Below are 13,256 nucleotides of genomic sequence, written 5' to 3' on the forward strand. Positions count from 1 at the left end.
CCCTTTTTCTCTCCCGCCACCACGCTTCTCGCCGCCGCCTCCGCGCGGCATCGCCAAACGCCGCAGGCCGCATGATCGCCGCGCAACTCGATCACCTGCTCACGCGGCTCACCGCCGCGCGCCGCGAACCGGCCGTCGATGGTCCGCTGCCCACCCGCCGCGTCCGCACCTTCGCCGGCAACGTGCGCGTCTTCGATTCCGGCACACCCGGCCCCTGTCTCGTGCTCACTCCCGACGGACCGAACGTCATCGAGCACTACGAGCAACTCATCGCCTTGCTCGTCCCGCGCCTGCGCGTCGTCTGTTTCGATTTACCCGGCTTCGGCCACTCGTTGCCGTCGTCCGCCTACACCCATTCGCTGGACGACGGCGCCCGCGTCGTGCTCGCGGTGCTCGATGCGCTCGGCATTCCCGCGGCCGCGCTGGCTTTCAGCTGCGCCAACGGCTTCTACGCCCTCCGCACCGCCCAACTCGCCCCGCGACGCGTCACCCGGCTGGTGCTCGCACAGACTCCCTCGGTCGTCGCCATGCACGCTTGGAAGCGCCGCATCATCCCGTGGCCGCTGACTGTGCCCCTCCTCGGCCAAGCCGCGATCTGGCTGCTGCGGGAACGCTCCGCTCGCGGCTGGTATGAGTCCGCGCTGCCCCGCCACGTCCCGCGCGGACCGTTTCGCGCCCGCGCTCAGCACGCCTTCGATCACGGCGCATGCTGGTGCCTCGCGAGCATCACCCAGGGCCTCGCCCGCGAAAACGTGGACGCGCTCCACGGCATCGCCGCGCCCTGCACGCTCGTCTGGGGCGCGAAGGATCGCACGCACCGCCACACCGCCCCCGAGTCGCTGAACGAACTCGTGCCCGGCGTCGAAATCGTCCGCTTCGCCGACTCCGGGCATTTTCCCGAGCTCGAGGCCCCGGACCGCTACGCCCGCTTGGTGATCCCGCTTCTGGAGAACACCTAGCCGCTCGCGCACTGAACCGCACCGCCCTGCCGCGCGCCCACTCGGCGCAGGCCCGGCGAACCCATTTTTCCCATGCCAAACAGAACCCATCCAGAAACCTCGTCCTCCTCAACGTGCGCCTCGCCGCGCGTCGCCCTACCGGCGCCGCCCGCGCCCAATCGCCCCGCAACGCTGCCGCCGGCCCTGCGCCGCGTCCGGTCGCTGTGGCACGATTGTCGCCGGCTGCTTGCGCCGCAGCGTGCACACCGCATGACTCCTCTCTCGATTTCCGCTTCGCTCCGCCCGATCGCGCTCGTCGCCGGCGCGCTCTCGCTCCTCTCTTTCGCCCACGGCGCCACCCTGCGCAGCTCGTTCGCCTGCTCCGGCGGCGGCGACCTCAAGGCTTTTGGTCAAACCTATCCCGAAGTCCGCACGTCGGAGGCCGAATTCTCCTACGGCGCCGACCTCTGGAAAGCGGAGGCCGACCAAGTCTCCTTCACCCTCTCCGCCCGCCGCACGGAATTTCACCGCGACTCCAAGCGCTGGACCGGCCCCGTGACGCCGCAGGTCGGCGTGAACGCGCAGGGCTTCTGGTCCTCACCCTTGCCCGATAAACTCCAGGACCTCGGCGTCGAGTTCGTCTGGCAGCATCAGTTCAGCCCTGAGTGGACGCTGATGGTCCAGGCGCGTCCCGGTTGGCGCACCGCCGGCACCACCTCGCTCACGAGCGACGGCTTCGGCGCGACCGGCGCCACCCTCGCGATGTGGCACATCAGCGATCGCCTGCAATTCGCCTTCGGCGCGGCGGGCGATAGCCTCGCCACCGGCTCGCAGCAACTGCTGCCCGTCGCCGGCCTCGACTGGGGCTTCGCCGAACACTGGCGCCTCTCGCTCGGCGTCCCGCGCACCGGCGTGTTCTGGCAAGTTTCCGAAGCGCTCGAACTCGGCCTCGCCGCCGAGGGCGGTTGGAACACCTACTACGTCCGCCAGCGCGACGCCGCGACCTATCCTTACGGCCACCCGCTCACCGAAACCAAACTGGAGCACGTCGAGGCTCGCGTCGGCCTCCAAGCCAACTGGAACGTCACCAAATTCATCCAGCTCAGCGCCGCTGTCGGCGTCGTCGGCTACCGCCGCCTCGAATATCCCGACCGCAACCTCGTGCTGAAATCCGACGGCACGCAGGCCGGCTACGGTTCGCTCGGCGTGACGGTCAGCTTCTGACCTCGGCCCGCGTGCCCGCTTCCGCCCAACCTCGCCATGCCGTGACGCAGACGCCCTACGGGGCGACTGGTCACGGCTCTCGCGGTGGGCTCGCCCCAGCGATGGCGCCGACGGAATCGCCGGCGCTGCCGCAATACAGCCTTCGCCAAATCCTCGGCATCTGGGCCGCCGCAGCGCTCCCGATGCCGGTGCTGGCCTTCGGCGTTTCGCCAAGCCTCAGCGCCGCGCTCGGGCTGCACCCCGGCGTCGTGCTCTGGGGCCTGATGATCGCAGGCATGGCGTGGCAATTCGTGCTCTCCTGCCTCCTGCTCCGCGCCGAGTCGGCCACGCTCGGCCCCGGCCGCTGGCGCACGCGCCTGTGGCTCCGCGCGCCGCGCGATCCCGACGACGGTCGCCCGCGTCTCGCGTTGCTGTGGTGGATCGTGCCCGTGGCCGCAGGCGCTTTCCTCGTCGAGCAGACACGTCTGGCGCAGTGGCTCGCCGCGCCGCTGACGTGGCTCGCGCCATCCTTGGCCGCCGTGCCGGAGCCGCGCCTCGAATCGCTCGCCGATCCACAGTTCGTCGGCGCTTGGTGGCTCGTCGCGATGGGATTGGTGTCGTGCGTGTTCAACTACGCGCTGGGCGAGGAGCTGCTCTTCCGCGGTGTGCTGCTGCCGCGCATGCGCGGCGCCTTCGGACGCTGGGACTGGCTGGCCAACGCGGTGCTCTTCGCCACCTACCATCTCATCCGCCCGCTCACGATTCCCGCGATCATCGTTTCCACGATGCTGTGGACGTATCCGACACGCCGGTTCCGCAGCGTCTGGTTTTCCGTGATCCCGCACGCCATCGAAGGCGTGGTGCTCATGACGCTGCTCGCCGGCTACGTCGGCGGATTCATTAAACTCTGACGCGAGACGAGCCCCGCGCCGCTGACACACTCCCCGTTTCCCATGCCAACCCCCGTCTCATCCGCCGTGCGCCGCTCGGCCACGGTCGGCGTCGTTGCCCGAGTCGACGCTGCTCCGGTGCCGGGGATCCATTCGCCTGTTCGCCCGCCATGCCCGCACCCATTCTCGATCCTGTTGCCCCTCTCCCGCCCCCCGGAATAAACCCTTGTGGACGGAAATCGGAGAAGTCCGAATTACGCCGCCAACTTCCACCCCTTCCCGTTCTCGCCGCTCCGTTGTCCGCCCTTGTCCATTTGCAACCGATCACCGCGGCAACGCATCCGTGGCGCCGCCGCTGGCTGGGCACGCGCCGCTATTGGTCGGCGCAAATGCTGGGTTGGGGCGGATTCATCCTCCTCGCGACGCAGAGTTTCTTCACCCCCGAGCCGTTCGACAGCCGGGCGTTCATCGAGAACCTGGCTTTGGCGGCGCTCGGAATCCTGATCACGCATACGCTGCGTGTGTTGCTTTTGTTTTTCCGCCGCCGGCCGCTCACTTCGCGCGAATTCATCGCCCGCATTTTCCCCTGCTGGATCGCGGGCAGCGTGGCGATGGGCGGCGCGATGAGCCTCCTCTACGTGCAGCTCTACCGCGCGGAGCTGGCCGCCGGGAAACTCGTCCAAGGCAGCGGGTTCACCGACTACCTCGACATGGTGACGCGCAGCCACTTTTTCATCGGCTTCTGGCTCAGCCTCTACTTCGGCTACCTCTTCTACAACCAGTCCCGCAACAACACCGAGGAACGCCTCCGACTCATCGGCCAGATCCGCGAGGCCGAGCTGCGCGCGCTGAAGGCGCAACTCAACCCGCATTTCCTCTTCAACTCCCTCAACACCATCCGCGCGCTCGTTCCGCGCCATCTGCCCCAGCCGCGCCAGGCCGTCACCTCGCTCTCCGAGCTCCTGCGCGCCGCCCTGCGCCTCGGCGACCGCCCCGTCGTCACGCTCGCCGAGGAGCTCGGCATCGTCGACCACTACCTCGCGCTGGAAACCATGCGCCATGAGCAACGCCTCCGCAGCACCCAGCAGATCGACGTCGCCACCCTCGGGTGGCTCGTGCCCCCCTTCGCGGTCCAATCCCTCGTGGAAAACGCCGTCAACCACGGCATCGCGCCCCGCCCCGAAGGCGGCACCGTCGCCATCACGTCGCGCCGCGTTGGCGACCGGCTCGAACTCACGATCGCGAATCCCGGCCCGTTGCGCACCACCACCCGCTCCACCGGTGTCGGTCTGCAAAACCTCCGCGCTCAACTCTCCCACGTCTACGGCCCGGTCGCGCAGCTGGATTTGATCGAGGAAGCCGGCCAGGTGGTCGCGCGCCTCCGACTGCCGTCCCCGCGCTCCGCCATCCTTCCCTCCCCATGAAAATCGCCCTCGTCGACGACGAACGCCTCGCCCGCGAGGAACTGCGCGGCCTGCTCTCCGATTTTCCCGACGCCCACATCGTCGGCGAGGCGGCCAATGTCCCTGAAGCGCTCCGCCTCCTCGCGGAAACGCGCCCCAACCTCGTCTTCCTCGACATCGAGATGCCCGGCGGCACCGGCTTCGAGCTGCTCGCCCGCCTCCCCGCCCCGCTCCCCGAAATCATCTTCGTCACCGCCTACGACGAGCACGCCCTGCGCGCCTTCGAAGTCAACGCGCTCGCCTACCTCCTCAAACCCATCGTCCCGGCGCGCCTCGAAGCCGCCTACCGGCGCGCCGCCGGCCTCACCGCCGATTCGCCCGCCCCCGCCGACACGACCACCTCCGCCAAGCTCCGCGAAGACGACCAGGTCCTCCTCCGCGACGAGCAGCGCTGCTGGTTCGGCCCCGTGCGGCAAATCCGCCTGCTCGAAGGCAACGACAACCACACGCGCATCGTCTGCACCGAAGGCGAGTTCACGCTCTACCGCACCCTGATCTCCCTCGAGGCGCGCCTCCCCGCCACGCTTTTCCTCCGCGCCAATCGCTCCCAGCTCGTCAATCGCCACTGCATCCGCCACATCGCGCCTTGGTTCAGTGGCAGCCTCAAGGTCACGCTCGACGACGGCACCGAAGTCGAATTTTCCCGTCGCCAAGCGCAGCTTTTCCGCGAGCGCCTTTCACTCTGAAGCCGCCGCACCGCGCGTCGCCAGCGCGCCGCACCTCGCCAGGTGGTCGCCGCCGTCCCCGCAGCGACACGCGGAAGCGATGACGTCGCCCACACCCAGCCCGACGGGCCCGACTCAACGACCGCCGCGCAAGCACTCCTCCACCGCCGCGATCGCCGCCCGCTCGCGCTCCGCCCAGTCGCCGCGAATCCACGCGTAAGGCAGGTGCCGGCGCTCCAGCGCGCCGTGCCAGACGCGCCGGCATTTCTCGCGATCCTCCGGATCGGGAAAACACCGCTGCGGATCCGGCGCGAACGGCACATCGATGTCGAGCAGCAGATAGAGTGCGTAATTGCGGCAGCGTTTCTCCGCGCCACGGCGCAACTCGTCCGGCGTCGTGCCATAGAGCAGATCGCTCCACAGCATCGTCGTCAGCGCATCCGTGTCGCAGATCACCACCCCCGGCCTTTTGTAACCTATTAGGTTACATTCCCCCGTTTCTCCCTCTCGGGGAGAACCAGAGATGTAACCTAATAGGTTACAATGCTCGGCGGCTCGCCGGACCGCTTCGTCCTCGCGGCGCCACTGCTCGCGCGCGATCGGCACCATGTCCTCGAGGCCGAGCACGCCGCCCTGCACATCGCAACGCTCGCGCGCATACTCGGCCACGACCGGTGCGCCGAAATGCGCCCCGAGTCGCGCGGCGAGTTCGGTTTTGCCCGTCGACTCCGGACCGTAGACGGCGATGCGCAACACCTCGCTCACGCCCGCACCTCCTGCGCCAGCGAACGCCACCAGGCGCGCCAGCCCCACACCGCCATGGCCCAGAAGATCACGTAAAGCCCGGCCGTCAGCCGCAGGTCCTTCGCCCAATACACGCCGACCGCAACCGTGTTGATGACGACCCAAGCGGTCCAGTTCTCCAGCACCTTCCGCGCCTGCAACCATTGCGCGATGAGGCTGAACACGAGAATGAACGCGTCCCAATACGGCAGCGCCGCGTCCGTCGTGCGATGCATGAACGCGCCCCACGCCACCGTCGCCAACGCCCCGCTCGCGCACCAGCCCGCGAGCGCGCCGGCCCCAAGCCGCGTCACCGGCAAATCGCTGTGCGCCGCGGTGTGCTTGCTCCGCAACCAATGCGCCCAGCCGTAGGCCTGGATCGCGAAGAAACACGCCTGCAGGATCACGTCGGAGTAGAGCTTGGCGTCGAAAAACACCCAACCGTAGACCGCGACCTGCACGAGCCCGACCGGCCAGCCCCAGATGTTCTCGCGGATCATCAGCCATACGCCGATGACGCCGAGCACGGTGCCGAGGATTTCCCAAACGCTCATAGCCGCGCAGTCGAGCGCAACCGCGCCGCATTGTCGAGGGTGCGCCCTCTGTGGCGCCGGCCCATGACCACCGAATTCGCACGCGCGGTGCCGCGCTCGTTCACTTCTTGGTCGCCGCCAGAAACGCCTCCATCGCCTCGCGCGTGATGACGTGCGCCGCCGCGCAACGCGGACATTGCACATGGATGGATTCCTGTTCGCCGAAAAGTTCCTCGAGCCCGCCACGCACTGCCGGCGCCAGCGCAGCCATGATCTTCTGCTGCGTGCAGCCGCAGTGCCAGCGATACGCGCGCCGCTCGATGCGCGAGACGGTCTCGGTCTGCGCGAGCGCCTTCACGCCCGCGGTGTCGACCTGCTTGAGCCACGCCTCGTCGCAATCCGGGTGCGAGACCAACAGCGCGAACTGGTCCTCGCCGAGATCGAAGTAGCGCGCGATGCGCTGCTCGCTCGTCGCGTAGTAATGCTCCGCCGCCTGGAAGAGGTCGGCGCCGTCGAAATTCACCACGCTGCGTCGCTTTTCCGCGCCGCGCCGCGGCATGAGATCGGAATAGAAAACGTTCTTCTCCGCCTCGCGGACATTCTCGGTGAAGATACGGCCGGTCACGGTGCAGTCCTCGTTGTCGCCCGCGAGAAACAGGTTCACGCGCGGATCCTGCAGGCTGATCGTCCACGCGAGATGCTCGAAGCGCGGCCGCGACGCGCAGTGCAGCGCGAAGGCCGCCATCGCCTGCTTGAGCAACCGGTCGTGCTCCGGCGCGGGCTTCAACTGGTGGTCGGCGAGGTGCAGGTAGTAATCCACGAACAACGGACTCAGGTCCCCGCGCGTGATCAGCACATTGCGGTGCCGCACGAACTCGGTGATGATCTCAGCGCCATTGATCGGCTCAGGTGTGGATTCGGACATGCCGCGGAGTGTAACCGTCGCACCAGAAAGGCAAGTGGACGAATTTTCGGCAGCTCCGTCCTCGTGCGGAGGGTAGTCAGCCGCATGTCCCGCACTCTGCACCTTCTCCTCGCCATCGCCTCATCGCTGCCCGCCGCCCCGGTGGACGCGCCCCGTTTGATGGGCGACGACGGCCCGAAACCGCTGCTTCTGCTGCTCGGCACTTTCCACTTCAAGGACGCCGGCCTCGACAGCTCCAAGCCGAAGCACCCGTTCGGTGCGCTCACGCCCGCCCGTCAGCAGGAGATCGCCGATGCGGTCGCGCGTCTCGCCGCCCTCCGCCCCACGCCCATTGCGATCGAGGTCAGCCCCGAGGACCGCGCCGTGATCGACGAACGCTACACGAAGTTCCTCGCCGGGAAATTCCCCCTGGCCGGGCGCGAGAACGAAATCTACTCGCCCGACTTCCGTCTCGGCCTCCGGCACGCCGCGCTCGCGTCACCCGAAGTCGAACTCGTCGAAGTCAGCGCCGTCCTCGGCCACCAACGCTGATTCACGCCCCTCGGCCCGCGCCACCACACGCTCCAGACAACGGCGCAACGCCGCGCGCTGCGCCGGCGCCGCCTCCAGTCGCTCCGCCGGCCGGCGCACCACCAGCGTGTCGTCCGCCCGCACGAGCAAGCCCCAGCTCGCCGGCACGTCCGCGACGGCAAAAATATCCGGCTCCACGACCAACCAGAGAAAATCCGCGCAGCGGTAGCGCGTCATCCGCGAGAACTTCGTGCCCTCGCGCACGCGGCGTTGCAATGTCGCCAGCTCGCGCCGCACGCGCGCATACGTGCGATGCTCGACGCCGCTGAAGTCGCACGTGTCGAATTCCGGCCACAGCGCATCGCCCGTCCGGCACTCCGGACGATGCACGGTGAGCATCGCTTCCAGCGCGGCCCGGCGCCCGTCGAGGGCCGCGACGGCCGTGCGCGTGTGCGTTTCGTCATGCGCATCCTTCAACAGATCCGCGCGCGACTGCTTGCACTCGAACACCGCCACCCTGCCCTCGCCCGCCGATTCCAGTGCGGCCACATCCGCGCGGAAACCGCTGCGCGGCACGCGCACCTCGCACGCCGCCAGGGCGAAGCCGTTCGCCCGCGCCCAGGCGAGCGCGAGCGTCTTCAGGCGGGCGTGGGATTCCGTTTCTCCGCGAGACACGGGGCGCTTTGTAGGAGCGCGCCGCGACCGCCGGAAGCCAAATTCCGCCACGCGGCTAGCGTGCGGGAAAGCGCTGCGCGAGAAACTCGTCCAGCGCCTGGTAGATCTTCACGCGCGCGCTCTCGTCCTCGATGCCGTGGCCTTCCCGCTCCGGCGCGTAGCGGACGAAGTCCTTTTTCGCCGCGCGCAAAGCGCGCACAAAATCGGCCGACTGCGCGTAGGGAATCAGCGGATCGTTGTCGCCGTAGACGATGAACATCGGGGCGCGAATGCGGTCGACGGCGTAGAGCGGGGAGACCGCATCGAGCGCGGCCTTGTCCTTGTCGGGATCGCCGACCCGGTGCGCCCACAACGCGAAGGCGTAGGCGAACTTAGGGTCGTCGCGAAAATGCGCGATCTGCCGCGCCATGTCGGACGGACCGAACATCGACACACCGACCTTGAACAATTCGGGCTCACGCGTCAGCGCGCGAAACACGGCGTAGCCGCCATAGCTCGCGCCCATGATTCCCAAGCGGCCGGGATCGGCGACGCCACGCGCCACGGCCCACTGCGCCGCGTCAGTCAGATCGTCCTGCATCTTGTGGCCGTATTCGCCGACGGCGAGTTCGTCGAACGCGTGGCCGTAGCCGCCCGAGCCGCGGTAGTTCACCTGTAACACCGCGTAGCCGCGCGTCGCGAGGAACTGCACCTCGGGATTGAATTCATAGTGGTCGCGGATGCCGTGCGGCCCGCCGTGCACCAGCAGGAAGAACGGGAGCTTCTTCGTGCCGTCCGCGCCGGGCGGCAGCGTCAGATAACCGGCGAGCTTCACGCCATCGCGCGCCGGGATCGTGACCGGCTGGCTTTCCGCCAGCTTCCAATCGTTCAGCCACGGACCGCGATAGAACACCGCGGTGAGATCGCCGGTTTGCTGGTCGAACAGATAATAGCGACCCGGCTCGCGGGTCGACCGGCTCTCGATCAGCAGGCGGCGACGCGAGCGATCCCACGAGCTGACGACGTTCACGAACTCGCCCAGCGCCTCGTCGAGCATCGGTTGCAGCTTGGCGAAACCGGCATCGAAGTAGTGCACCTTGGCGCGTCCGTCGGGCACGAGCACCGCGTGCAGACCTGCATCCAAGGGAGAGCCGATCGACTCGCCGAGATCGACGGAGGCGTTTTCAAACACCGGACCGGAAACCGCATGTGTCGTCCGGTCGTAGCGCCACACCGCCGCGCGATCGCCGCCCTGCCGGGCACGGAACAGAAACGACGCGCCGCCGTCCTCCACGCCGATGAGCGCGAACGCCTCGGTGAGTCGGGCGCGAATCTCCGGGATGAGCTCCGCCTTGCCGTCGTCGTCGATCCAGTAGACGTGCAGCTGCGGCATCTGCGCGCGATCCTTCCAGCGAAAGCTCTCGTCGAACGCCGCGCGATCGAGACTCAGCGCCACGCGCGGCTTGCCGCGCCGGTCGCAGAGCCAGTTGAACGTCATTTCCGGATCGGGCACCACGGTGGTCATCTTGCCCGTGCGCGTGTTCACGCGGTAAAGTCCGACCTCGCGGTGCCGGTCCTTGCGCCAATAGGACAACCGGTCGGGCGAAAAATCGAGCGCGAGCGTCTCGCCCATCAGCACTTCGTCCGGTTGATCGATCAGCGGATGCACCACCTGCGCGCCGACGAGCAGCCACGCCGGCTCGAGCCGTTCGAGACGCCCGGGCGGCGCCTGGATTTGCACGCGATCGGAGCCGTCGGCGTTGAGCGCCATCAACGCCGGCCCTCCATCCCAATAACGCACAAGCAGCCGTTCGTCCCCGACCCAGTCGAAGTTGCGCATCCACGCCGACGGGTCGTTCACGAGGACCTTGGTCTGCTTCGTCTCCAGATCGAACACGCCGAGAATCGTGCGGCGGTCGTGTTTGTCGTGCTCGTAGGGAATGATGCTGGCGAGATAGCGGCCGTTCGGGGACAGCTTCATCTCATTGTAACGGTAGAGACGGAACAGCTGCTCCGCCGGCACCGGCGCCAACTTTTTTTCGGCCGCCTGCGCGCAGCCCCACGCGCCGGCGACCGCCACCAAGGCAATCAGGATTCGCTTCATCGGAAGAATTTGGCTCCCGACAAAAGCGATCCGCCTCCCACCACGCAAGCACCCGCGCACCACCCGCGCGCTCAAGCGCACATCAGGAAATCGCGGCCTTCATGCCGGCCGGTGGCGGTCAACTGTGTGCGGATGTAGTCGCGCGCACCGCGCGTGCCGACGTAGCCGAGCACGAAATTCTGTTCGCGCGGCGGCAGATCGGCCGGCGCTATGACGGGCACGCCGCCCACCTTCTTGCCGGTCTTCTTCGCATCGATGTCGATGTAGCCGGCGATTTTCACGCCGTGCTCCGCGAGGTGCGCGGCGCGCTGGCGCGTCGGCCGGCCCGCGCCCCAAATCCAGACTGTCCGCGGCGGCTCGATCTCGCGCTTCAACCACTCCGCCAGCCAGAACGCCTTCAACTTGTAGAACGCCTCCGGCGCGTAACGCGGATCGGTGCGCGAGGCGCGGTCCGGCAAATCATGCCAGGTGAGCAGCGTGTCGGGCAGCTTCGCCATCTTCACGTTCACATCCATCCAGCGCAGCCACAGCTCGTAGTCCTCCGGGAAATCGCCGTCGCGGTAGTTGCCGTGATCGTCGACCAGATGCCGGCGGAACATCACGCTCGGATGCGCGAAGGGCGACTCGACGAAGCGATTCAGCGTGATCTCCTCGCTCGTGAGCAGCGAGTTCACCCACTCCACGTGCAGCGCGTAACCGGCCGCCTTCACCGGATCGCCGCCGAACTCGACGCACGAGCCGACGACGCCGACGTCGGGATTCGCCTGGAGAAAGGCGACCTGTTTCGCCAGCCGCTCGGGCAGCATCTCGTCGTCGGCATCCATGCGCGCGATGAACTCGCCCGCCGCCGCCGCGATGCCGGCGTTCAACGCGCCGGCGATGCCGCTTTTCGTGCGCAACACGCGGATGCGCGGGTCGATCTGCGCCATCTCGATCAGGATGAACCGCGTCGCGTCCTTCGAACCGTCGTCGAGCGCGACGAGTTCCCAGTCGCGAAAAGTCTGACCTTGGATGCTCGCCACCGCGCGCGCCACCGTGGCGGCGGCATTGCGAGCGGGCATCACGACGGAGACGAGGGGCATGGCGCGAAGTTAGATAATTTGCCGCACCGAGCGCCAGCTTTCACGCGTAAGCCGAAAGGAGGAACCGGCGGAAATCGTGGTCGAAGCCTGCTTGCGGGCGAGCCACGGCGTCCGTTTCTCCAGCGGCCAGCCAACTCCTGAGCCTGTCCTCGCGAGCCCGGCGCAGTCGGACGCGGCGATCCATCCTGCTGGATCGCTGCGCGCTGTGCGTCTCGCAATGATCGACAACCTGGCGCCTCGCCCGACCGTCAATTTCCGACCGTGCGCTCGGATGAGATGACGCCCTTCGATTGGAGCTTCTTCACCTTCGGCTTGATCACGAAGGAGCAATAGCCGGCGTGCGGGTTGTTTTTGAAATAGTCCTGGTGATAGTCCTCGGCCGCGTAGAATTTTCCGAGCGGCGTGATCTCGGTGACGATCGGGTCATCGAAATCCTTTTGCGCCGCTTTCTTTCCGGCTTCGGCCGCGGCCTTCTGCGCGTCGTTGGCGTAGAAGATCGCCGAGCGATACTGTGTGCCTTCGTCGGCCCCCTGGCGGTTGAGCGTGGTCGGGTCGTGCGATTCGAAGAAAATCTCGACCAAGTGCGCGTAGCTCACCTCCGCCGGATCGAACTCGATGCGCGTCGCCTCGGCATGTCCGGTGTCGCCTTCGCAGACCTGCTTGTAGGTCGGGTTGGCAGTATGCCCGCCCGTGTAGCCGCTGGTGACCTTCTTCACGCCCGGGACGTGCTCGAACACCGCCTCGGTGCACCAAAAGCAGCCCGAAGCGAAGACGGCGGTTTCAGTCTGGCCGCTCGGCGCGGCCGCGGAGGAGGAATTCGTGGTCATGAGAAAAGCGGCCGCGAGCGCGGCCAGAAGCAGGGGGAGGCGTTTCATGTTGGAAAGGAGAGACGCGAGCTCCTCGTCCTATTCCTTACGCGTCACTTGGCGCGCTGGATGAGTTCGACTTCGTAGCCCTCGGGCGCGTCGATGAAGGCGATCACGGAGCCGCTGCCGGTCTGCGTCGGGCCATCGCTGAGCGCATAGCCCTTTTTCTGCAGTTCCACCGCGAAGGCCGCGAGATCGTCGACCTCGAAGGCGAGATGCATGAGATCGGGCTGCACCGACACGCTCGGCGCACCGGGCGGCATCTGGCAGATTTCGATTTCCTCGTCGCTGTTCGGCGTCGCGAGGAACACCAGTTGCGCGCCGCGCGGCGACGTGTGGCGGCGGGTGGCCTTCAGGCCGAGCGCGTCTTCGTAGAATTTCACGGTGCGCTCGATGTCGTTCACGCGCATCCGGGTGTGGAGAAGCTTTTGGACTGCCATGGCCCGCGGAACGTAGGTGCGCCCCGCCCAAACGCAAACGCAGAGCCGCCCGGCGCAATCTTGCGCAATACGCAAATTTGCCGCGCCCCCACCCATTTCGCACCCGCCACGCGACCGCGCCTTCATTACGTAATACGTAATGACGCCGGAGCGCACCGACCCGCCGGAACGGGCGGCGCACCTGCGCACGAGGCGGCGGA

Annotated in this window: 14 protein-coding genes; 6 read left to right on the forward strand and 8 right to left on the reverse strand. The window is 67.4% G+C overall.

All coding sequences use genetic code 11. The annotated features are described in order from the left end of the window. Window positions 1-71 precede the first annotated feature (71 nt). From KF715_17315 to KF715_17335, 5 genes are all read left to right on the forward strand, one after another. Window positions 72-959 (forward strand): alpha/beta hydrolase, encoded by an 888-nt coding sequence (locus tag KF715_17315; GenBank protein MBX3738458.1) that lies wholly within the window; start codon window positions 72-74, stop codon window positions 957-959. A gap of 249 nt (window positions 960-1,208) precedes the next feature. After that, window positions 1,209-2,162 (forward strand): hypothetical protein, encoded by a 954-nt coding sequence (locus KF715_17320; GenBank protein ID MBX3738459.1) that lies wholly within the window; start codon window positions 1,209-1,211, stop codon window positions 2,160-2,162. Between the two features lie 11 nt (window positions 2,163-2,173). Next, window positions 2,174-3,052 carry a CPBP family intramembrane metalloprotease gene (locus tag KF715_17325; GenBank protein MBX3738460.1) on the forward strand — a complete coding sequence of 293 codons (879 nt, stop codon included), beginning with the start codon at window positions 2,174-2,176 and terminating at the stop codon, window positions 3,050-3,052. 275 nt (window positions 3,053-3,327) lie between these two features. Beyond that, window positions 3,328-4,455, forward strand: a complete 1,128-nt coding sequence (locus tag KF715_17330; GenBank protein ID MBX3738461.1) for a histidine kinase — start codon at window positions 3,328-3,330, stop codon at window positions 4,453-4,455. Next, on the forward strand, window positions 4,452-5,180 hold the full coding sequence (locus KF715_17335; protein MBX3738462.1) for a response regulator transcription factor: 729 nt from the start codon (window positions 4,452-4,454) through the stop codon (window positions 5,178-5,180). Before KF715_17330 ends, KF715_17335 begins: the two co-directional genes overlap by 4 nt. Window positions 5,181-5,294: 114 nt before the next feature. Here the strand turns inward: KF715_17335 and KF715_17340 are convergent, their stop codons facing one another. From KF715_17340 to KF715_17350, 3 genes are all read right to left on the reverse strand, one after another. After that, entirely contained in the window at window positions 5,295-5,924 is a 630-nt protein-coding gene (locus KF715_17340; GenBank protein MBX3738463.1) for an ATP-binding protein, read from the reverse strand. Further along, window positions 5,921-6,496, reverse strand: coding sequence for a nicotinamide riboside transporter PnuC (gene pnuC / locus KF715_17345; GenBank protein MBX3738464.1), 576 nt, complete (start codon window positions 6,494-6,496; stop codon window positions 5,921-5,923). The genes KF715_17340 and pnuC overlap by 4 nt, the downstream gene beginning before the upstream one ends. 100 nt (window positions 6,497-6,596) lie before the next feature. Then, on the reverse strand, window positions 6,597-7,400 hold the full coding sequence (locus KF715_17350) for an Hsp33 family molecular chaperone HslO (GenBank protein ID MBX3738465.1): 804 nt from the start codon (window positions 7,398-7,400) through the stop codon (window positions 6,597-6,599). 84 nt (window positions 7,401-7,484) lie between these two features. Between KF715_17350 and KF715_17355 the strand changes: the two genes are divergently transcribed. Then, window positions 7,485-7,931, forward strand: coding sequence for a hypothetical protein (locus KF715_17355; GenBank protein MBX3738466.1), 447 nt, complete (start codon window positions 7,485-7,487; stop codon window positions 7,929-7,931). On the opposite strand, the gene KF715_17360 is transcribed toward KF715_17355, so the two are convergent. The 5 genes from KF715_17360 to KF715_17380 form a co-directional block, all read right to left on the reverse strand. Continuing rightward, window positions 7,878-8,636 carry a hypothetical protein gene (locus KF715_17360; GenBank protein ID MBX3738467.1) on the reverse strand — a complete coding sequence of 253 codons (759 nt, stop codon included), beginning with the start codon at window positions 8,634-8,636 and terminating at the stop codon, window positions 7,878-7,880. The two genes, KF715_17355 and KF715_17360, sit on opposite strands and share 54 nt — an antisense overlap. Window positions 8,637-8,640: 4 nt before the next feature. Then, window positions 8,641-10,668: a S9 family peptidase gene (locus tag KF715_17365; GenBank protein ID MBX3738468.1), complete on the reverse strand. Its 2,028-nt coding sequence runs from the start codon at window positions 10,666-10,668 to the stop codon at window positions 8,641-8,643. Between the two features lie 71 nt (window positions 10,669-10,739). Then, window positions 10,740-11,750, reverse strand: a complete 1,011-nt coding sequence (locus KF715_17370; protein ID MBX3738469.1) for a glycosyltransferase — start codon at window positions 11,748-11,750, stop codon at window positions 10,740-10,742. A 248-nt stretch (window positions 11,751-11,998) separates the two neighbouring features. After that, the gene (msrA, locus tag KF715_17375; GenBank protein MBX3738470.1) at window positions 11,999-12,625 is read right to left on the reverse strand and encodes a peptide-methionine (S)-S-oxide reductase MsrA; all 627 of its coding nucleotides are present in this window, start codon (window positions 12,623-12,625) and stop codon (window positions 11,999-12,001) included. Between the two features lie 44 nt (window positions 12,626-12,669). Continuing rightward, window positions 12,670-13,056, reverse strand: a complete 387-nt coding sequence (locus KF715_17380) for a VOC family protein (protein ID MBX3738471.1) — start codon at window positions 13,054-13,056, stop codon at window positions 12,670-12,672. Window positions 13,057-13,256: the final 200 nt, after the last annotated feature.

Origin of the sequence: Candidatus Didemnitutus sp., from assembly GCA_019634575.1 — a bacterium.
In the GTDB taxonomy this organism is placed as follows: domain Bacteria; phylum Verrucomicrobiota; class Verrucomicrobiia; order Opitutales; family Opitutaceae; genus Didemnitutus.